At 48.1% G+C, this 20598-nt stretch carries 15 protein-coding genes and 2 pseudogenes; 15 read left to right on the top strand and 2 right to left on the bottom strand.

Features of this window, described 5'->3' with window-relative positions; translation table 11 throughout:
* The first annotated feature begins 39 nt into the window (after positions 1-39).
* The 6 genes from DD586_RS09035 (at position 40) to DD586_RS09060 (ending at position 9948) form a co-directional block, all read left to right on the top strand.
* Complete coding sequence (locus tag DD586_RS09035) at positions 40-3810, top strand: nitrate reductase subunit alpha (protein WP_012884503.1); 3771 nt, start codon at positions 40-42, stop codon at positions 3808-3810.
* Positions 3810-5369, top strand: coding sequence for a nitrate reductase subunit beta (gene narH / locus DD586_RS09040; RefSeq protein WP_012884504.1), 1560 nt, complete (start codon positions 3810-3812; stop codon positions 5367-5369). The genes DD586_RS09035 and narH overlap by 1 nt, the downstream gene beginning before the upstream one ends.
* Positions 5366-6085, top strand: coding sequence for a nitrate reductase molybdenum cofactor assembly chaperone (gene narJ / locus DD586_RS09045; RefSeq protein ID WP_012884505.1), 720 nt, complete (start codon positions 5366-5368; stop codon positions 6083-6085). Before narH ends, narJ begins: the two co-directional genes overlap by 4 nt.
* On the top strand, positions 6085-6762 hold the full coding sequence (narI, locus tag DD586_RS09050) for a respiratory nitrate reductase subunit gamma (protein ID WP_012884506.1): 678 nt from the start codon (positions 6085-6087) through the stop codon (positions 6760-6762). Before narJ ends, narI begins: the two co-directional genes overlap by 1 nt.
* Before the next feature lie 459 nt (positions 6763-7221).
* On the top strand, positions 7222-8370 hold the full coding sequence (gene yiaY, locus DD586_RS09055) for an L-threonine dehydrogenase (RefSeq protein WP_012884507.1): 1149 nt from the start codon (positions 7222-7224) through the stop codon (positions 8368-8370).
* 552 nt (positions 8371-8922) lie between these two features.
* Entirely contained in the window at positions 8923-9948 is a 1026-nt protein-coding gene (locus DD586_RS09060; RefSeq protein WP_012884508.1) for a HoxN/HupN/NixA family nickel/cobalt transporter, read from the top strand.
* 413 nt (positions 9949-10361) lie between these two features.
* On the opposite strand, the gene DD586_RS09065 is transcribed toward DD586_RS09060, so the two are convergent.
* On the bottom strand, positions 10362-10820 hold the full coding sequence (locus DD586_RS09065) for a winged helix-turn-helix transcriptional regulator (protein WP_012884509.1): 459 nt from the start codon (positions 10818-10820) through the stop codon (positions 10362-10364).
* A 61-nt stretch (positions 10821-10881) separates the two neighbouring features.
* Between DD586_RS09065 and DD586_RS09070 the strand changes: the two genes are divergently transcribed.
* Positions 10882-11118 (top strand): tautomerase family protein, encoded by a 237-nt coding sequence (locus tag DD586_RS09070; protein WP_012884510.1) that lies wholly within the window; start codon positions 10882-10884, stop codon positions 11116-11118.
* A gap of 328 nt (positions 11119-11446) precedes the next feature.
* Positions 11447-11929 carry a glutathione peroxidase gene (locus DD586_RS09075; protein ID WP_012884511.1) on the top strand — a complete coding sequence of 161 codons (483 nt, stop codon included), beginning with the start codon at positions 11447-11449 and terminating at the stop codon, positions 11927-11929.
* A 130-nt stretch (positions 11930-12059) separates the two neighbouring features.
* Here DD586_RS09075 and DD586_RS21350 read toward each other — a convergent pair.
* Positions 12060-12206, bottom strand: a pseudogene (locus DD586_RS21350) (HNH endonuclease); the annotation flags it as partial.
* A 798-nt stretch (positions 12207-13004) separates the two neighbouring features.
* On the opposite strand from DD586_RS21350, the gene DD586_RS09080 reads away from it, so the two are divergent.
* From DD586_RS09080 to DD586_RS22250, 7 genes and pseudogenes are all read left to right on the top strand, one after another.
* Positions 13005-14186 carry an MFS transporter gene (locus DD586_RS09080; protein WP_012884512.1) on the top strand — a complete coding sequence of 394 codons (1182 nt, stop codon included), beginning with the start codon at positions 13005-13007 and terminating at the stop codon, positions 14184-14186.
* A 58-nt stretch (positions 14187-14244) separates the two neighbouring features.
* Positions 14245-14859 (top strand): CDP-alcohol phosphatidyltransferase family protein, encoded by a 615-nt coding sequence (locus tag DD586_RS09085; RefSeq protein WP_012884513.1) that lies wholly within the window; start codon positions 14245-14247, stop codon positions 14857-14859.
* 12 nt (positions 14860-14871) lie between these two features.
* Positions 14872-16170 (top strand): ATP-grasp domain-containing protein, encoded by a 1299-nt coding sequence (locus DD586_RS09090; RefSeq protein ID WP_012884514.1) that lies wholly within the window; start codon positions 14872-14874, stop codon positions 16168-16170.
* Between the two features lie 62 nt (positions 16171-16232).
* Positions 16233-18578 carry a PEP-utilizing enzyme gene (locus tag DD586_RS09095; RefSeq protein WP_012884515.1) on the top strand — a complete coding sequence of 782 codons (2346 nt, stop codon included), beginning with the start codon at positions 16233-16235 and terminating at the stop codon, positions 18576-18578.
* Positions 18575-19189 carry a gamma-glutamyl-gamma-aminobutyrate hydrolase family protein gene (locus DD586_RS09100; protein WP_012884516.1) on the top strand — a complete coding sequence of 205 codons (615 nt, stop codon included), beginning with the start codon at positions 18575-18577 and terminating at the stop codon, positions 19187-19189. Before DD586_RS09095 ends, DD586_RS09100 begins: the two co-directional genes overlap by 4 nt.
* A gap of 1 nt (position 19190) precedes the next feature.
* On the top strand, positions 19191-19916 hold the full coding sequence (locus DD586_RS09105) for a phosphocholine cytidylyltransferase family protein (protein WP_012884517.1): 726 nt from the start codon (positions 19191-19193) through the stop codon (positions 19914-19916).
* Positions 19917-20141: 225 nt separating this feature from the next.
* Positions 20142-20509: pseudogene (locus DD586_RS22250) on the top strand (IS481 family transposase); the annotation flags it as partial.
* Positions 20510-20598 lie beyond the last annotated feature (89 nt).

Consider the following 20598-nt stretch of genomic DNA (forward strand, 5'->3'; position numbering starts at 1 on the left):
ACGACAGGAGCCGTCAGGTTCCGCAGCAGGAGAGTCCGGATGAGCAAATTTCTTGACCGGTTACGCTATTTCAAACAGGTGGCCGAACCGTTTTCCGGTGATCACGGCCAGACGCTGAATACCAACCGTGACTGGGAGGATGGCTACCGTAGCCGCTGGCAACATGACAAAGTGGTGCGTTCGACGCATGGCGTCAACTGTACCGGTTCATGTAGCTGGAAGATTTACGTCAAAAACGGGCTGGTCACCTGGGAGACGCAACAAACCGATTACCCCCGTACCCGGCCTGATCTGCCGAACCATGAACCGCGCGGTTGCCCACGCGGTGCCAGCTATTCCTGGTATCTCTATAGCGCGAACCGCCTGAAATACCCGATGATGCGTAAGCGCCTGATGAAGCTGTGGCGTGAAGCGCGTCGTCACCATGCTGACCCGGTAGATGCCTGGGCGTCAATTGTCGACGATGCCAATAAAACGAAAGAATACAAGCAAGTCCGTGGTCGTGGTGGTTTTGTCCGTGCCGACTGGCAGGAAGTGAATGAGCTAATCGCCGCCGCTAACGTCTATACCGCCAAAACCTTTGGCCCGGACCGGGTGATCGGCTTTTCACCGATCCCGGCTATGTCGATGGTGTCTTACGCCGCCGGTGCCCGTTACCTGTCGCTGATGGGTGGGGTGTGCCTGAGCTTCTACGACTGGTATTGCGACCTGCCACCGGCATCACCGCAGACCTGGGGTGAGCAAACCGACGTGCCGGAATCGGCCGACTGGTATAACTCGTCGTACATTATTGCCTGGGGTTCCAACGTACCGCAGACCCGTACCCCTGATGCGCATTTCTTTGCTGAAGTTCGTTACAAAGGCACCAAAACGGTCGCCATTACCCCTGATTATGCAGAAATCGCCAAACTGTGCGATCAGTGGCTGAACCCGAAACAAGGTACCGACAGTGCGCTGGCGCTGGCAATGGGTCACGTGATCCTCAACGAGTTCCATCTCAAGCAGCCGCGTCAATATTTCACCGACTACGTGCGCCGCTATACCGACATGCCAATGCTGGTATTGCTGGAACCGCGTGCTGATGGCAGCTACGCCGCCGGGCGTTTGTTGCGCGCCGCCGATCTGGTCGGCAACCTGGGTCAGGAAAACAACCCGGAATGGAAAACCATCGCCATTGATGAAACCACAGGCGAGCTGGTGGCACCGCAGGGTTCCATCGGTTATCGCTGGGGTGAACAAGGCAAATGGAATCTGGAACAGCGCGAAGGGGGCTCCCAACGTGATGTTAACCTGCAATTGAGTCTGCTGGGTCACCATGACGAAGTAGTATCCGTCGGCTTCCCGTATTTTGGCGGTGCGACCAGTGAACACTTCGCCAGCGTCGCGCTGGATGAGGTGCTGCTGCATCAGTTGCCGGTGAAACGCCTGACGCTGGCAGATGGTCAGGAAGGGCTGGTGACCAGCGTCTTCGATCTGACACTGGCTAACTACGGTGTGGATCGTGGTTTGAACGACGCACAGTGCGGCAATGATTACGATCAGATCAAAGCCTATACCCCGGCGTGGGCCGAGCAGATTACCGGCGTATCACGGCAGAACATCATCCGCATCGCGCGTGAGTTTGCCGACAATGCCGACAAAACCCACGGGCGGTCGATGATCATCGTCGGTGCCGGTATGAACCACTGGTATCACCTCGACATGAACTACCGCGGGATCATCAACATGCTGATCTTCTGCGGCTGTGTCGGGCAGAGCGGTGGCGGCTGGGCACACTATGTTGGCCAGGAGAAACTACGTCCGCAAACCGGCTGGTTACCGCTGGCGTTCGGTCTGGACTGGCAGCGTCCGCCACGCCACATGAACAGTACCTCGTTCTTCTATAACCATTCCAGCCAGTGGCGTTATGAAACCGTCGCACCGCAGGAATTGTTGTCGCCGCTGGCAGACTCATCACGCTTTAGCGGCAGTTTGATTGATTTTAACGTGCGCGCTGAGCGCATGGGCTGGTTGCCTTCCGCACCACAACTGGGTGCTAACCCGCTGCGTATCGCCGAACAGGCCGCCGCCGCCGGTATGTCACCGCAGGATTTCACCGTAGCGGAACTGAAATCCGGGCGTCTGCGTTTTGCTGCTGAGCAGCCGGACAGCCCGCAAAACTTCCCGCGTAACCTGTTTATCTGGCGTTCCAACTTGCTGGGTTCTTCCGGTAAGGGCCATGAGTACATGCTGAAGTATCTGCTGGGTACCGAGCACGGTATTCAGGGGCAGGACCTGGGCGAGCAAGGTGCGGTCACGCCGGAAGAAGTGGAATGGCGCGCACAAGGTGGTGAAGGCAAGCTGGATCTGGTCGTGACGCTGGATTTCCGTATGTCCAGTACCTGCCTCTATTCCGACATCGTGTTGCCGACCGCCACCTGGTATGAAAAAGACGACATGAACACCTCGGATATGCATCCGTTCATTCATCCGTTGTCGGCGGCGGTTGACCCGGCCTGGGAGTCGAAAACCGACTGGGAAATCTATAAAGGGCTGGCGAAAACCTTCTCTCGCGTGTGTCAGGGTCACCTTGGGGTCGAAACCGATGTGGTCACGCTGCCGATTCAGCACGACTCGGCCGCCGAACTGGCGCAGCCGCTGGGCGTGAAAGACTGGAAAAAAGGCGAATGTGACCTGATTCCGGGTAAAACCGCACCGCACATTATGACCGTGGAACGCGATTACCCGAACCTGTACGCCCGCTTTACCTCACTCGGCCCGCTGCTGGATAAACTTGGCAACGGCGGTAAAGGTATTAGCTGGAATACCCAAAACGAAGTGGACTTCCTCAAACGCCTGAACCGCGTGCAGGAAGAGGGCGCAGCGGCGGGTCGCCCGAGAATCGACAGCGCCATCGACGCCGCTGAGGTGATTTTGTCGCTGGCACCGGAAACCAACGGCCAGGTGGCGGTGAAAGCCTGGGATGCGTTGGGCAAGGTTACCGGCCGTGATCACACCCATCTGGCGCACCCGAAAGAGGATGAGAAAATCCGCTTCCGGGATATTCAGGCACAGCCACGCAAGATCATCTCCAGCCCGACCTGGTCTGGTCTCGAAGACGAGCATGTGTCTTATAACGCCTGCTACACCAACGTGCATGAACTGATTCCGTGGCGCACTATTTCCGGTCGCCAGCAACTGTATCAGGATCATGAGTGGATGCGTGCCTTCGGTGAAAGCCTGTTGGTTTACCGTCCGCCGGTAGATACCCGTGCTGCTCAGCCGTTGTTGAACAAGAAACCGAACGGTAACCCGGAGAAGGCGCTCAACTTCCTGACACCGCATCAGAAGTGGGGGATTCACTCTACCTATAGTGAAAATCTGTTGATGCTGACACTCAGCCGTGGTGGGCCGATTGTCTGGCTGAGCGAGGATGATGCCCGCGAGCTGAACATTGTCGATAACGACTGGATAGAAGTATTTAACGCCAACGGTGCGCTGACGGCCCGTGCGGTGGTAAGCCAGCGTGTTCCGGCAGGGATGACCATGATGTACCACGCGCAGGAACGACTGGTGCACCTGCCGGGTTCAGAAATCACCGGCCAGCGCGGCGGTATTCATAACTCCGTGACGCGTGTTTGCCCGAAACCAACCCATATGATTGGCGGCTATGCCCAACTGGCGTACGGCTTTAACTACTACGGCACCGTCGGTTCCAACCGCGATGAATTCGTGGTGGTGCGTAAGATGAACCGTATCGACTGGCTGGATGAGGACAGCCATGACGACCTGTCTTCCCATGTGCAACCTCATCTGCAGGAGAAAGCCTGATGAAAATTCGTTCACAAGTCGGCATGGTGCTGAATCTGGATAAATGCATTGGCTGCCACACCTGTTCGGTGACCTGTAAAAACGTCTGGACCAGCCGCGAAGGGGTGGAATACGCCTGGTTCAACAACGTGGAAACCAAACCCGGCACCGGTTACCCGCATGCCTGGGAAGATCAGGAAAAATGGAAAGGCGGCTGGATTCGTAAGATCAACGGTCGACTGGAACCGCGCATGGGCAACCGTGTTGGGGTGCTGTCGAAGATTTTCGCCAACCCGGATGTGCCGGCGCTGGATGACTACTACGAGCCGTTTGACTACGACTACGCACACCTGCAACGTGCTGGCGAAAGCCGGCATCAGCCAGTGGCTCGCCCGCGTTCGCTGATAACCGGCCAGCGTATGGAGAAGATCGAAAACGGTCCGAACTGGGAAGACGATCTGGGTGGCGAGTTCAGCAAACGTTCGCAGGACAAGAACTTTGACGACATGCAGAAAGACATGTACGGACAGTTCGAAAACACCTTCATGATGTACTTACCGCGACTGTGCGAGCACTGCCTTAACCCGGCGTGTGTCGCCACCTGTCCGAGTGGGGCGATTTACAAACGGGCGGAAGACGGCATTGTGCTGATCGATCAGGATAAATGCCGTGGCTGGCGCATGTGCCTGACCGGCTGCCCGTACAAGAAAATCTATTTCAACTGGAAGAGCGGAAAATCAGAAAAATGCATTTTCTGTTATCCGCGTATTGAATCCGGTATGCCGACGCTGTGCTCGGAAACCTGCGTGGGTCGTATCCGCTATCTGGGTGTATTGCTCTACGATGCTGACCGCATTGAACAGGCGGCCTCCACGGAGAATGAAACCGATCTGTACGGCCGTCAGTTAGACATTTTCCTCGACCCGAACGACCCCGAGGTGATTGCTCAGGCACAACGTGACGGCATTCCGCTCAGCGTAATTGAAGCCGCACAGCAATCGCCGGTGTACAAACTGGCGGTGGAATGGCAACTGGCGCTGCCGCTGCATCCGGAATACCGCACACTGCCGATGGTATGGTACGTGCCGCCGTTGTCACCGATTCAGGCAGCGGCCGATGCGGGTAACCTGGTGCACAGCGGTGTCCTGCCGGACGTCGAAAGCCTGCGTATCCCGGTGCAGTATCTGGCGAACCTGTTGACAGCGGGCGATACCCGTCCGGTGCTGCGTGCGTTGCGGCGTATGCTGGCGATGCGTCACTTCAAACGTGCGCAGACCGTCGAGCAGATTACCGACACCAGCGCGCTGGAGCAGGTGGGGCTGACGCCATCGCAGGCCGAAGAGATGTACCGCTATCTGGCGATCGCTAACTATGAAGATCGCTTTGTGGTGCCGTCCAGCCACCGTGAGCTGGCGCGTGAAGCCTTCCCGGAAGCGCATGGCTGTGGTTTTAGTTTTGGCGACGGCTGCCACGGTAGCGATTCATCGTTCAATCTGTTTAACAGCCGCCGCATTGACGCCATCGACGTCACCAGCAAAACCCAGAACATGAGCCGGCGGATGCAGGAGAACAAGTCATGATCAGCCTTCGCGTTATCGCCCGGCTGCTGGAGTACCCGGATGCGGAGCTGTGGCAGCAGCGTCAGGACATGCTGGACGCGCTGGAGCAGGCTGACGAGTTGCCGCTGCGCCAAAGCGCGCAGTTGTTGCAGTTCATCGGCGACTTTTATCAGGGCGACCTGCTGGACCAGCAGGCGCGCTACAGCGAGCTGTTTGATCGCGGTCGTGCGCTGTCGTTGCTGCTGTTTGAGCACGTACATGGTGAGTCGCGTGAGCGTGGTCAGGCGATGGTGGACTTGCTGGCGCAATACCGCGAAGTCGGCCTGGAGCTGGACTGCCGTGAACTGCCGGATTTCCTGCCGCTGTATCTGGAGTATTTGACGTTGCGTGAGCCGCAGGCCGCGCGTGATGGATTGCGTGATATCGCGCCGATCCTGACGCTGCTGGCAGAGCGGCTACGCCAGCGCGACAGTGACTATGCCCTGTTGCTGGAGTTGTTACTGACGCTGGCGTCGTGCGAGCCGTCGAGTGACGCGGTGGCGGCGAAAGTGGCACAAGAAGCACGCGACGACACGCCGCAGGCGCTGGATGCCGTATGGGAGGAGGAGCAGGTCCGCTTTTTGGCCGACGCGGGCTGCGCCCCGGCGCAACAGACTCGTCATCAGCGTCGGTTCGCCGACGCGGTGGCACCGCACTACCTGAACCTTGACGCTTCACCGGTCAAAGGAGATTGCTGATGCATTACCTCAATCTGTTTTTATTCGATATCTACCCTTACATCGCCGGTGCGGTTTTTTTGATCGGCAGTTGGCTGCGTTATGACTACGGTCAGTACAGCTGGCGTGCTGGTTCCAGTCAGATGCTGGATAAAAAAGGCATGCGACTGGCGTCGAACCTGTTCCACATCGGCATTCTGGGCGTGCTGGGCGGCCACTTTGTGGGCATGATGACACCACACTGGATGTACGAGTCGTTCCTGCCGTTGGACGTAAAACAGAAAATGGCGATGTTCGGCGGTGGTGCCTGCGGCCTGTTGACGCTGGTTGGCGGTATCTTGTTGTTAAGACGTCGGCTGACTAACCCGCGTGTCCGCGCCACCTCCACCACCGGTGACATTCTGATCCTGACATTGCTGGTGATTCAGGCGGCGTTGGGGTTATTGACCATCCCGTTCTCTGCCCAGCATATGGATGGCAGCGAGATGATGAAGCTGGTGAACTGGGCGCAGGCCGTCGTCACCTTCCGCGGTGGTGCATCAGCCTATCTGGATGATGTGGCCTTCATTTTCCGTGTACACCTGGTATTGGGGATGACGCTGTTCCTGCTATTCCCATTCTGCCGTCTGGTACATATCTGGAGTGCGCCGGTTGAGTATCTGACCCGCCGTTATCAGTTGGTCAGAAATCGCCACTAATTCAGCTATTTCTCTGCAAAACAACGCCGCCTGACGACGGCGGCGTTGTCTGTGTGCGATCCATCAGCCTAAAAATCACCTATCAAGCTGATTCGAAATAATTTTTATCACCTCTCGTCCCGTCTTATCGTCAACGGCTTTCCACCACAGGGTTATCGCTCGCCTCACTCGTTTTACCCGAAAAGGTTACGTACCAGCATGATTTCCTGTGTAAATGAATTGTAATGCACGCGTTGCGTCAGTTTGGTGACGGATTATGTCAGCGGTAATATGATTTCACGATATGAAATGGTTATTTACTAAAATAACAGTCAGTTATCAGTGTGGATGGAACAAAAGAATGATTTCTCACTTCAGGTATAAAGAGTGTTAGAAATTTGTTCTGGGTCAATTTTACTGAAAAATGTCAATGCTAGGATGAATTCAAGTTAAAACTCTGTAATAAATGGATGGTGATCTATGAGCAGCGCATTTTACATTCCAGCCTTAAACTTGATGGGCGAAGGTGCATTAGAGGAAGCGGCAAGGCAGATTCAGTTGCAGGGTTTCAAACACGCGTTAATCGTAACGGATGGCGTGCTGAACAAAATTGGTGTTGCGGCTTCCGTGCAGCAACTGCTGAAGAAATATCAGGTCGACAGTGAGGTGTATGACGGCGTGCAGCCGAACCCGACTGTGGCCAACGTGGATGCAGGCCTGAAAATTCTCAAAGCGAACAACAGCGATTGCGTTGTATCGCTGGGTGGCGGCTCTTCCCATGACTGCGCCAAAGGGATTGCCCTGTTGGCGGCCAATGGCGGCGAAATTGCCGACTATGAAGGCGTGGATGTGTCTGCCAAACCGCAGCTGCCGCTGATCGGTATCAACACCACAGCGGGGACGGCCTCTGAAATGACCCGTTTCTGCATTATCACCGATGAAGCGCGCCACGTGAAAATGGCGATCGTGGATAAAAACGTAACGCCGGTGATGTCCGTCAACGATCCGGCACTGATGGTCGGCATGCCGGCATCACTGACTGCCGCCACCGGGATGGACGCATTGACCCATGCTATCGAAGCCTATGTGTCGACCGCCGCCAACCCGATTACTGACGCGGTTGCGATCAAAGCGATAGAACTGATTCGTGACCATCTGCGCGACGCGGTTAAAGACGGTAAAAACATGGTCGCGCGTGAACAGATGGCTTATGCCCAGTTCATGGCCGGCATGGCATTCAATAACGCGTCACTGGGTTATGTGCATGCGATGGCGCACCAATTGGGCGGTTTCTACAACCTGCCGCACGGGGTGTGCAACGCAGTACTGCTGCCGCACGTAGAGCGTTATAACGCCACCGTTGCTGCACCGCGTCTGAAAGACGTTGCCATCGCACTGGGTGTGGATGTTGCCGGTCTGAACGACCAGCAGGCAGCGGAAGCGGCTATCCAGGCTATCAGCCAAATGGCGAGTGACGTCGGCATTCCGGCAGGTCTGAAAGACCTGGGCGTGAAGGAAGAAGACTTCAACATCCTGGCCGATAACGCGCTGAAAGATGCCTGCGGTCTGACTAACCCGAAAAAAGCCACTCACGCGGAAATCGTCGAGATTTTTGCCGCTGCATTCTAATCTGGTGTGAGTGTTGGCATCGAAAACCCCTGACCTGATGGTTAGGGGTTTTTTTATGATGTTTATTATCGGGTTATTAGCTGTTTTGTGCCACAAACCGACGGCGTAATACGATGTTGTTCCAGCCAAACGCGGGTCAGTCCGGGCCGCTTTTATAGCTTCAACAGTCTGTCGGGCAACATCAGGTATGGTAAGTAAATATGGTAAGCAAAAAGGAGGCCAGGACAAATCTTCGGCCGCTTTTGTGTGATAATTTACACTTTTATCATACGCCGCACTTGAAAAAGTTTTGCTGAACGCCTAAAACCACAGTCTGTGCATGGGAATTGAATCGCCACTCAACAACGATCGTCACTCAACAACGTATGCTGTCATTGTGATCCATTCCGTTTCCTGCGCAAGGCGCAGCGCATCACCTGCTCATCGCTATAAATGACGAAAAATTGGCATGCTACGTGATAACAAAATCTACAAAATCTACAAAAACAAAGCGTTAATCACGGCATGGTTGATACACAGAGTGATTTGTCAATTCCACTTCGAGGCTTTTTTATGTTGTCTGGATGGTTGTCTCAAAATCTACATGCGCGCCTACTACTGGTTACTCTTTTCTTCGTTAACATTGCGGCCTGGGTATGGGCATTTATCGCTTTTGGTCATAGCTCTTCTTTGATGGCTGCAAGCCTGCTCGCCTGGTGTTATGGCTTGCGGCATGCTGTCGATGCGGATCATATTGCGGCAATTGATAATGTTACCCGTAAGATGATGCAACAGGGTAAGACACCCTGCAGTGTCGGCACCTGGTTTTCACTGGGGCATTCCACTATTGTCATTCTTGCTACTATCGCCATTGCGGCAACAGCAACTGCTTTCAGTAATCAAATGGACTGGCTCCATGAAACTGGCGGTGTTATCGGAACGACGGTATCCGCAGTCTTTCTGATTCTTATGGCTTTGGCAAATCTCTTGATTTTGAAAGGGGTATGGCACGCTTTCCAGCGCCTGAAAAACGGCGAAAAAGTCACTCAGGATGTCTATGCGGTTTCACAAGGCGGCCTGATGAGTTGGATATTCCAAAAGACGTTCCGTCTCGTCTCCAAAAGTTGGCAGATGTATTTGGTTGGTTTTTTGTTTGGCCTAGGTTTTGATACCGCGACAGAAATTGGCGTTCTGGGGATCTCGGCTGCGGGGGCGTCTAGCGGCATGTCTGTCTGGTCTATTCTGGTTTTTCCGGCGTTATTCACCGCAGGGATGGCATTCATTGATACGCTGGATAATATTGTTATGGTTGGTGCATACGGCTGGGCATTTAATAAGCCACAACGCAAACTTTATTATAATATGACCATCACAGGTACCTCCGTCGTTGTTGCGCTTTTCATTGGTGGTACAGAAGCCATGGGTCTGCTGATGGATAAACTGGATCTGCATGGCGGAATATGGGAATGGGTTGGACTACTGAATGATAATCTGGGCAATGCTGGGTTCTTTGTTGTCGGGTTATTTATTCTGTGCTGGCTGGTATCAATGCTGAATTACAAATGGAAAGGCTACGATACCCTTGCGGTCAATGAGTGACATTATATTTGAGGGTCGCAGTCATTCAGGCGACCCTCACCGACGGAATATCTCCGTCTACCTGCTTTCCGTTAATCTTCATAACCAGAGCATTGCTTCAGGAATCACATCCGTTCTTTGCTCTTGGCTGATGTTACGCTGCTAAATTTTTTCAACTAATGAGAATGCAACGTCCGCTTCACGCTCCATAGCGCCCCTCAGCCCGATATGCTTATCTGTGCAGTCTGGACGTCAAATGTAGGCATTTAATTAGCGAACGAGACCAGCGAGAATAACGTTAATATACCCTAAATAATTCGAGTTGCGGGAAGGCGGTGACACAGTGAATCCCAGGAGCTTACATAAGTAAGTGACTAGGGTGAACGAGGAAAGCCAACGCACCTGCAACTTGAAGTATGACGGGTATAGACACATTAACGTTTGAAAGCCACTATCTGAAGGTTCTTAGCATCAACGACATCTCCCTTTGTGGATACAAATGCACTGTGTACTGCGTCCCCCGTACTTTTATCAACTAAGGAAATATGCGGCTCATCATGCAATATATTTTTATGTCCCCATTCCATTAGGGAAAAAAGAAGTGGTGCCAGAGATCGGCTCTTGGGTGTGAGAACATATTCATAGCGTTCACGTGTACCTTCTTCCTGATAGGGGATTTTGCAAAGTAGACCGAGTTCAGTCATTTTTTTTAATCGGTTTGCCAATGTCTGCTTCGTAATTTTTGTATGTGCGCGTATCGTTTCAAAGCGACTAATCCCGTAAAAGGCCTCCCTTAGAATCAACAAAACCCATTGATCTCCAAGTAGTTCTGCTGCCGCAGCAAGCCCGCAAAGCTCAGGTGACAAGTACGGTAAGGAATTATCTTTTGACATGTGTACATTTGCCTCTTAACCTAAGTATGATTTCAATACTCAGCTAGTTAAGGAGAATACAATGCCCTTCGTCAATGTGCAAACCATTAAAGGGATTTTGAGTCCAGAGCAAAAAAATGAACTTCTACGTCGTATGACTGACCTTATGGTTGAAATTGAGGGGAAAGGCGATCCTGAGTTTCGGCGTTCGGTATGGATTCGAATTGACGAGCATGAACCAGAGCAGTGGAGTCTTGGGGGAATACAACCCACATCTGAAATGATTGCTGCAAAATTTGCATCACCGCAGCGGTCATGATTCGGTTGTAGTTATTCACATTTAGCCCTGAGTAATCGGCGGACAGTACTCATGTCCGCTCTGACAGTCCGATGATGACACGCTGTTTGGGTTCGTACCCAAACGCGCTCAACGAACTTCATAGTGTGTCAATCAGGGAGAGCAGGGCAAAGGTCGCCTGTTTGTTGTTCTTTTCGTTCGACTTTGCAAAGATGTATCGCACACGATTCCAACTTGCCAGGCAATCAGGAACAGGATTGACTCTTCACGGCCCATGCCCTGTGCCCCAACAGGAACGCGCTACGTGGCAATGTCGACGTCGAACTGGTTCTGCTTTGAGGATTCCGATATGACTCCCTTTCATCAACTTACCGCCACCAGTCTGGGCGGCCAGCTTATCTCGATGGCCGACTACGCGGGTAAGGTGGTTCTGGTCGTTAATACCGCCAGCCATTGCGGCTTCACACCACAATACGGTGGTCTTGAAGCGCTCTACCAGAAATACGCCGCCCAGGGTTTGGTAGTGCTGGGTTTCCCCTGCAACCAGTTCGGTAAACAGGAACCCGGCAACGCCGACGATATCGCGCAGACCTGTCACATTAACTATGGCGTGAGTTTCCCGATGTTCGAGAAAGTAGAGGTCAACGGAACCGAAGCGCACCCGGTGTTTCGTTATCTGAAAAACGAATTGCCCGGCGTGCTGGGTGGACGGATCAAGTGGAACTTCACTAAGTTCCTGATCGGTCGCGACGGTAAACCGCTCAAGCGTTTTGCACCGTTCACCACCCCGGAGAAAATGGAAGCCACAATCCTTGCGGCACTTGAAAGCTAAGTGTTTCGGTAATTCGAACCGTTCACTTATGAACAATTCATTATCCGTAGGAGGATAACTTCCGCTGTTAGCTCGTGGTAGCCCTGCTTCAATGCCTGTGGGACTTAGCCAAAAGCGGATGTTACTGGCACTATTTCTTCTTATTAAGCATCGACTTTAGATCGGCAAAGGGATCATAGGTTGCTGTACCAACATCTTTTTGCGTGTCTTCCCCCGCCGCAACGGTTGTGCCGTACTGCTCGGCTTCAGTGTACATCGAGTGTTCGTGGTTATGGCAAGTACCGCTATATCGCGCAAGACGATCCATAAGCTACCAGCCAGTTTGTAGATGAAGTTCAAGGGGGAACGAAATGACTACCTATCCATCTTCCCGATGGAGGAACACACAGCGCAACGCATTCTGGTGATCTCGGTGACGGTTATCCGTCGGGGATAACCGCTATGGTCGGCATAACTCAATGCGGTTACCGGGTCGCATAATTCGGACTGGATTCTATTCAAGAGACAGACTATTTATAAAGGTATTAGTAATAATAAAGTAATTTATTAATAAATAATAAGCATTGACGTTTAATAACAATCTAAGTAACAGTAATTGATTGATAAGAAGGTATTAAATTGAGAGTACTTAGCAGTGCCGACTGATTCTACGCACTCAGGGAAACATCTAACAAAAATCCCTATACTCACTCTTTCATGCTATTAGGACGGAAACGATACGCATCAAATGGATTCATTAGATAAAATACCTCATTAGTAAGGTTAATCATAAGGCCACCATAATTAAATTTATGATTAGTATCGGAGACTTACTACCTGAAAAGTGTAATATTCTTATAGAACCTGACCAGTCAGAATAAAATCATTAGGATTATTATTTGTTCAGACTAAATCATAGAATCAGGTAAATTTTTAGCATTATGCGTTGCTATCATAAAAAATAATAAAATGTAATGATTACATTAATTGACATAAAAAGTTTAAGCAGATAGTTTAACGAAACTGAATTTTCTAATTTTAAACGCCTTATGTTTCATTTCGATGACATGGCGGAAATTTGATTAGGATTGCCGCCATGGAAGAACGCGCACTGCAAACGCACTCATCTGTATGGATAAGCCGATTAATTTGGGCAGTTAATCTCTGCTCAATAAGTGCCTCAACTTTATGTTATATATACCTTTCATGGTATATTTATCATGCAACCGGGAACATTATACTTTCACAGGCTGTGCTTTATGCACCGATGATTTTACCCGTAATTTTTGTAAATCAAGTACAGGGTATTGCGGAAAAAACCTCTCCTCGCAAACTGCTTATGATGAGTAATCTTGTTGCTGCTATTTGTACACTCATTATATTCAGTTTGATTCACCGAATACCAACCTTCGCACTGCTTGGGGGACTATTAATTGGTTCAATTGACGCACTTCAACGTGTCGGTCGCATAGTTGCCATTAAGTATTATTTTAGTGGAGACAAAATCGAAACCACAGTACCGCTCACCCTCACAGCACAGTTTATCGCTGGTGGATTGGCAGGAATGTTGATGGGAAGTATTAAAGGTGAAATGTCGCCACAATTAGCAATGTCGATGATTTCAGTGTTGTTCATCGCTTCGGTACTGGCATCATTCCTTTTACCTAAACTCAATTTACATCAGGAAGGGAAAGCACAGGCTCGATCATTAAAATCGTTTGCTGCTCTACTCTCAGATAATGCGCCGTTAAAGAAAGCATTCCTTAATTTCATCGTTTTTATTACTTTCTTTCAGGGGTTTTTTAATGTATCCCGCGTTACATTACCATCGCATGTTTTGAATTTGCCTGAAAATTTTGTTGGGTATCTTCAGTTGGTCAATAGTGGTGCTGCCCTGGTTGGTGCGGTATTTTACTTCATTTATAATCGAAAGGGAGTGAAGTTTAATCCGTTATACATGGCAATCATCAGTGCCTTATTCATGGTTATCACATCGCTCGGTGTTAATGTGTTAACCAGCTATCTAAGCTATTTCTTCTATATATTCTTTTTTGAACTTGCTTTTTTTAAATTACAGGCAGATATCGTTTTAAAGAGTAATGTCAAAGACATGCCAATGATTGCCGCTATGCAATATGCTGGCGTCTATATTGGAATGATCACTTCAATATTCATTGGGTCAGTACTGACACAATATTCACACCTTTATGTAGTAGCCATATTTTTTACGATAGCATACTTCTTATGTTACGTATCACTCAGTAAAGAAAGAAAATAAATCAATGCCTGCTTTTCTAAGCAGGCGAAATTACTATAAGTAATAAAGGATAAAGTATATGGGCGCAATAACGTCAGCATTTCCGTTTGTGAAATTTATGGATTTGGCTAATTTATTGACCACTATTAATGTGGGATTGTCACTTTCATCAATCTATCTTGCATATACAGATAATATTTATCTTTCATCTATTGCATTATGTTTAGCTGCTGTATTAGATTTTCTAGACGGTTATATTGCTCGTACATGGTTAACTGAAAAAAAACAAAACAGGGAATTTGGCAAGCAGCTTGACAGCCTTGCTGATCTTTTAAATTTTAGCGTAGCTCCCGCTTTAATTATTTTCCACATTATTCCAGGTTGGGCGTCATTTGCTTCGGGAATGATGCTGTTGCTGTCAGGTTGCCTCAGACTCTCATTATTTAGTGTGATCAGCGGCAGTCATCCAGGTAGCTATCGTGGTTTGCCAACAACCTATGCAGGTGTTATTTATTCATTATTTTTCCAGCTAGTTGCATACAATAAAGTAGCGTTGCCTTATCTTATTTGGCTTAATCTGTTTATTGCTTTGATTCAGATAATCAATGTAAGAATACCAAAATATGCAGCGTTACCGACAATTTCAGTATTCCTGATTCTTTTTGTCGCAGTAAGAGTTTTTATTTCTCTATAAGGAAACGTTTAGATGAAGCATGTTATTTTTGTAGATAGCACTGTAAGCGGCTTACTGGCTTTTCAGGCAGCCAAAAGAATGGGCTGTTATGTCACATTCATCAGACAGAAAGATGCCTCTTTTTTGACTATTTCCATCGGTAATGATGAAAGTAAGCTCAAACCACATTTAGAATTCGTCGACCAATTTTTGGAAGTTGAATCTCTGGATGGCGAGGAGTTTCATGATCTGCTGGTGCACCTCAATGAGAAACGCCCAATCGATGCATTACTTAGCACCTCTGAGGCTGGAATTGTTCCTGTAGCCAGAGAAGCAGAGCACTTTAATCTACGCTATCCTAGCCTCTCTGCATTAAACAATGCAGTGCAAAAAAATCAGCTACGCGAAACACTGAAAAAAAATGGTATCCGCTCACCTGAATATCAGGTTTTGAGTGAAGAACAACTGGTATCGGGTGTTACCCCACACATTGAACTCCCGTTCGTGGTTAAACCGACGAGAGGTTTTGCAAAACAATTTTCTGCCATCTGCTATACCAGCGAAGATTTTGAGACGTTCATTAAAACATTACGCGAGGGTCGTGCAGAATCTGATCGTATGATCGATACCCTGGTAAGCCGCGACTATCTGGTTGAAGAGTATATTGATGGAAGCTTACATTCCGCTGAAGTAATAGTACAAAATGGTATCGTGCAGGTTTACGCCACCACAGTACGCTTCCGTTCCGTTTATAGTGAAATGCTAGAAATGACCGCTACGATGCCGTCAGGTCTCAATGCTGATGAACGTAATGAAATAAAAGAGTATGTACAGTCAATTTTTTCCGCTTTAAAACTGGATGTGGGTCTTTATCACGTTGAGCTTTTACGAGATGAAAAAGGTCCATGCCTTGTTGAAATTAATGCGCGCATGATGGGTAGTGTTGCACCTCAAATGTATCGCATGATTACAGATATCGATCCCTTCGAGTTATTGATCCGTCTTCATCTGGATGAACCTATCAGTATTAATGATAGTGTGCTTACGCGAGCAGGTACGGTTGTTACGATAGCTTCACGTCATGGTGGCGCAATCAGTAGCGATTATAACCAGGCTCGTTTTGAAAAACTGTTGAAATCTTACAATATTGATTTCTGCTCAGCATGGGTAAAACCCGGCCAAAAGGTCAATGTGTATACTGGAAATATTGGCACTATTGGTCATGTTATTGTTCTTGGTGATGACCCTTATGAAGTTGCGCGTAAAGGACACCGCTTCTTGTGTGAGTTAGATGAAATTTATGGTCTTGAACTCGCAAAATATTTTGAATAATTAGCCAAGCCATTATTCCTCCGTCACCTGACGTTCACAATGAGATTAAAAGGAAAGTAGAAATGGAGTCCACCCGTTTAACCACCTTCTCTTTTGATGGTAAAGCTGGGACGTTGGCAAAACTCACGCCAATTCTCAGTAGCGCAACAATAATGCCGTTGTACCGTTTTACTGTCAGAAAATGGCAAGAAAACTCAGCACTGGTCATTGAAAATATCGTCAATAGCTTGGGGGCTGATAATCTGATTGTTCGTTCAAGTTGCCGAAATGAAGATCGGTCTGGGCAGTCAGGAGCGGGGGCATATGACTCTATTGCCAATGTTAATGGTGAGCCTGAGTTATACTCAGCGATATCTCACGTTATCGCCTCATATAATGGTGCCATTGCAGAGGATGAAGTATTAGTACAGCAAATGGCTCAGGATGTTTTAGCTTGTGGTGTAGCAATGACGCGCGATCCTGAAAGCGGCTTGCCCTATTATGTCATCAACTACACTGTTGACGGGCAGACTGACGGTGTAACTTCAGGTAGCGAAAACGTATTGTCATGGATTGCATTAAAAGATGAAGTGGCAAATGAACCCCCTGTATTAAAAGGCATGATAGCGTTGTTGCAGGAGGTACAACTGATTACAACCCAGACCGCACTGGACATTGAATTCGCAATAACGAAAGAAGGTCCGGTGCTGTTTCAGGTTCGCCCAATGACAGCGCTTGACACTCTTGGCTCAGACCATGAATTTCTCAAACTCATTAGAAAAGAGGCTGAGTCGCTGAAAGAGGCATGTGATCGCTTACAAGCAGGACACACGGAAAAAATCGCGTTGTTTGGCATAATGCCCGACTGGAATCCGGCAGAAATTATTGGTGTCAAACCGCGTACACTGGCGTTTGATCTTTATAAATACTTAATAACCGACCTAAATTGGGCTTCAGCTCGTTTCCGCTATGGTTACCGTGATATGCGGGGTCATAAGCTGATGTCATCATTTGCGGGTACACCCTATATCGCCATTCCCTATAGCATTGAGTCATTCATTCCGGCGTCAATGCCACACGATATCGTTTCTTCTGTAGTAAATGCTAGCTGTCATCATCTTGCTCAGCATCCAGCTTTGCACGACAAAATTGAGTTTGCCATTGTACCAACTTGCTTTACACCTTCTCTCACATTGAAAAGTGCATCGTCACAACCAGCGTTAAAAAATTTAAGTAAAGCAGAGATTTCACTATATCTGGATGAATTACTGAAGTTGACGGAACATATCATTTCAGACAATGGTCCATTCGCTAACGATCTTCGGTTGCTCCCCAGAATTGAGCAGAATTTAAACGAGTTAAAAGAAAAAGAATTGCGCGATACAGACCCATTACAGCATTTCCGTATCGCACTCAGTAATGCCAGTGTTATAGGCGAAATATTTGCTGGCTCAGCACGAGCTGCCTTTATTGCTACCAGCATATTAAAATCTTTAGAGCAGGAAAATGTTGTTCCGCAAGGATATACCGATAATTTCTTATCGCGCGCCCGCACAGTTGGCCAGGAATTATCCGATGACTTCTGCCTTTTAGATAAACAGCTATTTTTGAGAAAACATGGTCATATTCGTCCGGGTACTTATGATATACGCGTTGCTCGCTATGACGAAAATCCAGATTCATATTTTGACTGGCTATCGCCACCTGCCAGACCAGTGAGAACTGTGGAAAATGCATCTGATTCTCGTGACTTGTTACTCAGCATCCAAAAGGCTTTTCATCATTGTGGAATGGACATACATGTAAAACAATTCTTCACTTTTGCACTCAATGCAGTAGAGGCACGAGAAAAGGTCAAATATCTTTATGGTGCTTTCGTCTCTGAAGCCTTGAGCGCGCTTACTGCATGGGGAGCACTACATCGCATTGATCGGGATACACTGAGTCACAGTCCACTCAATTACTTCATCAATGAAAAATACTGTGATATCGATGGTATCGATGCAGTTGCAAAGGAAAATAAACGTATTTGGCAGTCAAAGAGTAGCTTACGATCTCCTTCGATTATTGATTCAGCTAATGCACTGTACGCCCATGAAATTAACGTTGCCAAACCTAATTTCATCACTAAAGAAAGGGCTGAAGCATCTGTGCGGGTTCTAAAAGCAGGGAATACACATTCTGACGATATAGAGGGGACTATTGTTTTAATTGAAAATGCAGATCCCGGCTTTGACTGGATTTTCACCCGTCGCATCAGTGGGTTCATTACGGCTTACGGCGGAGAAAATTCACATATGTCTATCCGAGCCAGAGAATTCGGCATTCCTGCCGTTATCGGTATAGGTGAAAGGGCGCTAAACCGCCTTGCGGGTGCGCAACGGTTGTTGATGGACTGTGCTGCCAACCGAGTAGAGATACTCTCATGAAACATGTCGCTATTACGATGATGCGATTGTATGAGCCTTCACGTCAAGAATGGCGAGATGCTCTCGACCAGCGTTGGTTGTCGCTCATGCAGACATGTGGACTGATACCTCTATATCTACCAAACGATGCCGATTTAGCAGAAAAAATATTACTGTTATCTCAACCTGAAGGCGTGATTTTCAGCGGCGGCGGTGATTGTTATGCAATAAGCGGCGAGCAGGACGCAAGAGATTTGACTGAAGTTCGTGTTCTGGATTGGGCTATTAAATATTCTAAACCTATATATGGCGTTTGCCGGGGTATGCAAGCTGTACTAAGCCATTTTGGTGGTGCCATCATACCTGTTACTGGACACGTAGCTACCCGTCATAAGATTTCAATTCACGATAATGAAATAGATACAGAAATAGAAGTAAACTCTTTTCATAATTATGGGTTTAGACATATTCCTGAAGGATTCACTGTTACAAGCAAGACCGCAGACGGTTTCATTGAATCTGTTAGTGATAGAAAAAGAAAGATACATCTTATTATGTGGCACCCTGAGAGAGAAGATATTGCCGTGCCTCATGATGTTAAAATAATCAAGAATATATTTGGAGCGGAATAGCATGAAAGGTATTTTGTTAGTGGCTGGCCGTGGGAGCCGCCTTGGTGATATTACAAATGAAAAACCTAAGTCACTGGTTGAACTAAATGATCAATCATTGCTACAGCGCGCGATCGATTCTTTAAAGAAAGGCGGGGTTGATAATATTGCAGCCGTAGGTGGTTATCGCAGTGAGATGATTGAACCTTACGCAGATCGGTTATTTATCAATGAAAACTGGGAAAGAACAAGTATTTTTAGTTCATTACTATGCGCCCGTGAGTGGCTCAAGACAGAAACCTGTATTGTAAGCTACGGCGATATTTTTTATTCTCACCATTTGGTTGAATCCCTAATAAAAAGCACTGGTGATATTAACCTGACCTATGATCCGAATGCAGTAGAGTTATGGAAGAAGCGAAACGAAGATCCACTATCTGACCTCGAAAGCTTCATAATAGATAATGGAAGGATCGTAGGCATTGGAGGACGAATTAAAAGTCTTGATGAAGTTCAGGGCCAATACATGGGGCTTTTCAAAATCACTCCGCAAGCATGGAGTTGGATTGAAAATTTCATTTCATCGTTGAGTCAACATGAGATAGAGAACATCGACATGACAAATCTATTTTCTAAACTCATCAATAGTGGTCATCATGTGTTTGGAACTAAGAATGAATATCCATGGGGAGAGATTGACACGCCATCGGATATCAGTCTTTATCATAAAATCTATCCTAATGTATAATTTGATTAACTCCGGAAACACTCCGGAGTTATTTTTCGTTCACGGTTATAGGTACTCCTGATTTAACCGCAGTTGTAATTTAAATTGTACCTTCTGTTGACATGTGACTTGATAGCCAGAGGAAAAACTACACAAATAACGAACCAACATTCAATCCGTATATGAAAAATTTCTACTATCTAATTTATGTGATTCATAAACATCTCTTCACTGTAATGGTTCGCGATGGAGAGAGAAATTCAACAACGATTGCTGTAGGTAAAGCCCTATGATACGTCAGGTGATGCGGGGCTTGTCTGCCGCTATTATGGTATTTTTCGTCCCACACTACATAAATTGTTCTCTGGAAAATTGCTCTCTGGAAGTACGCACGCTTCGGAATTTGGTAAGCAAGGCGGAGGCGGATTCAGGTCGAACTAAAACGGCTTCATTCCCTCTCTCTGGCTATAGAGACTACCCATAAATTTCTTTGCCGAAATCAAATTAAACCTGTTGTTAAGTTTCGATTAAAAGCAGATTTCGCTCGCTATGAGCGCTCCGCTCCCGGTGATTGTGTTCAGAGGGATACCGGCAAAATTGCTCCAAGCTTATATTAGTACGCCTCTTTAGCCACAAATTAACCAATTCAGCCACACCATACTGCCAATCAATACCATGGTGAGTGAATGCGCGGATTAAATTA

It is taken from the genome of Dickeya parazeae Ech586, assembly GCF_000025065.1.
In the GTDB taxonomy this organism is placed as follows: domain Bacteria; phylum Pseudomonadota; class Gammaproteobacteria; order Enterobacterales; family Enterobacteriaceae; genus Dickeya; species Dickeya zeae.

Excerpts from the sequence above, each read along its gene's own strand:
- DD586_RS09035 (WP_012884503.1), top strand. The coding sequence starts at position 40 with ATGAGCAAATTTCTTGACCGGTTACGCTATTTCAAACAGGTGGCCGAA.
- narH (WP_012884504.1), top strand. The coding sequence starts at position 3,810 with ATGAAAATTCGTTCACAAGTCGGCATGGTGCTGAATCTGGATAAATGC.
- narJ (WP_012884505.1), top strand. The coding sequence starts at position 5,366 with ATGATCAGCCTTCGCGTTATCGCCCGGCTGCTGGAGTACCCGGATGCG.
- narI (WP_012884506.1), top strand. The coding sequence starts at position 6,085 with ATGCATTACCTCAATCTGTTTTTATTCGATATCTACCCTTACATCGCC.
- yiaY (WP_012884507.1), top strand. The coding sequence starts at position 7,222 with ATGAGCAGCGCATTTTACATTCCAGCCTTAAACTTGATGGGCGAAGGT.
- DD586_RS09060 (WP_012884508.1), top strand. The coding sequence starts at position 8,923 with ATGTTGTCTGGATGGTTGTCTCAAAATCTACATGCGCGCCTACTACTG.
- DD586_RS09065 (WP_012884509.1), bottom strand. The coding sequence starts at position 10,820 with ATGTCAAAAGATAATTCCTTACCGTACTTGTCACCTGAGCTTTGCGGG.
- DD586_RS09070 (WP_012884510.1), top strand. The coding sequence starts at position 10,882 with ATGCCCTTCGTCAATGTGCAAACCATTAAAGGGATTTTGAGTCCAGAG.
- DD586_RS09075 (WP_012884511.1), top strand. The coding sequence starts at position 11,447 with ATGACTCCCTTTCATCAACTTACCGCCACCAGTCTGGGCGGCCAGCTT.
- DD586_RS09080 (WP_012884512.1), top strand. The coding sequence starts at position 13,005 with ATGGAAGAACGCGCACTGCAAACGCACTCATCTGTATGGATAAGCCGA.
- DD586_RS09085 (WP_012884513.1), top strand. The coding sequence starts at position 14,245 with ATGGGCGCAATAACGTCAGCATTTCCGTTTGTGAAATTTATGGATTTG.
- DD586_RS09090 (WP_012884514.1), top strand. The coding sequence starts at position 14,872 with ATGAAGCATGTTATTTTTGTAGATAGCACTGTAAGCGGCTTACTGGCT.
- DD586_RS09095 (WP_012884515.1), top strand. The coding sequence starts at position 16,233 with ATGGAGTCCACCCGTTTAACCACCTTCTCTTTTGATGGTAAAGCTGGG.
- DD586_RS09100 (WP_012884516.1), top strand. The coding sequence starts at position 18,575 with ATGAAACATGTCGCTATTACGATGATGCGATTGTATGAGCCTTCACGT.
- DD586_RS09105 (WP_012884517.1), top strand. The coding sequence starts at position 19,191 with ATGAAAGGTATTTTGTTAGTGGCTGGCCGTGGGAGCCGCCTTGGTGAT.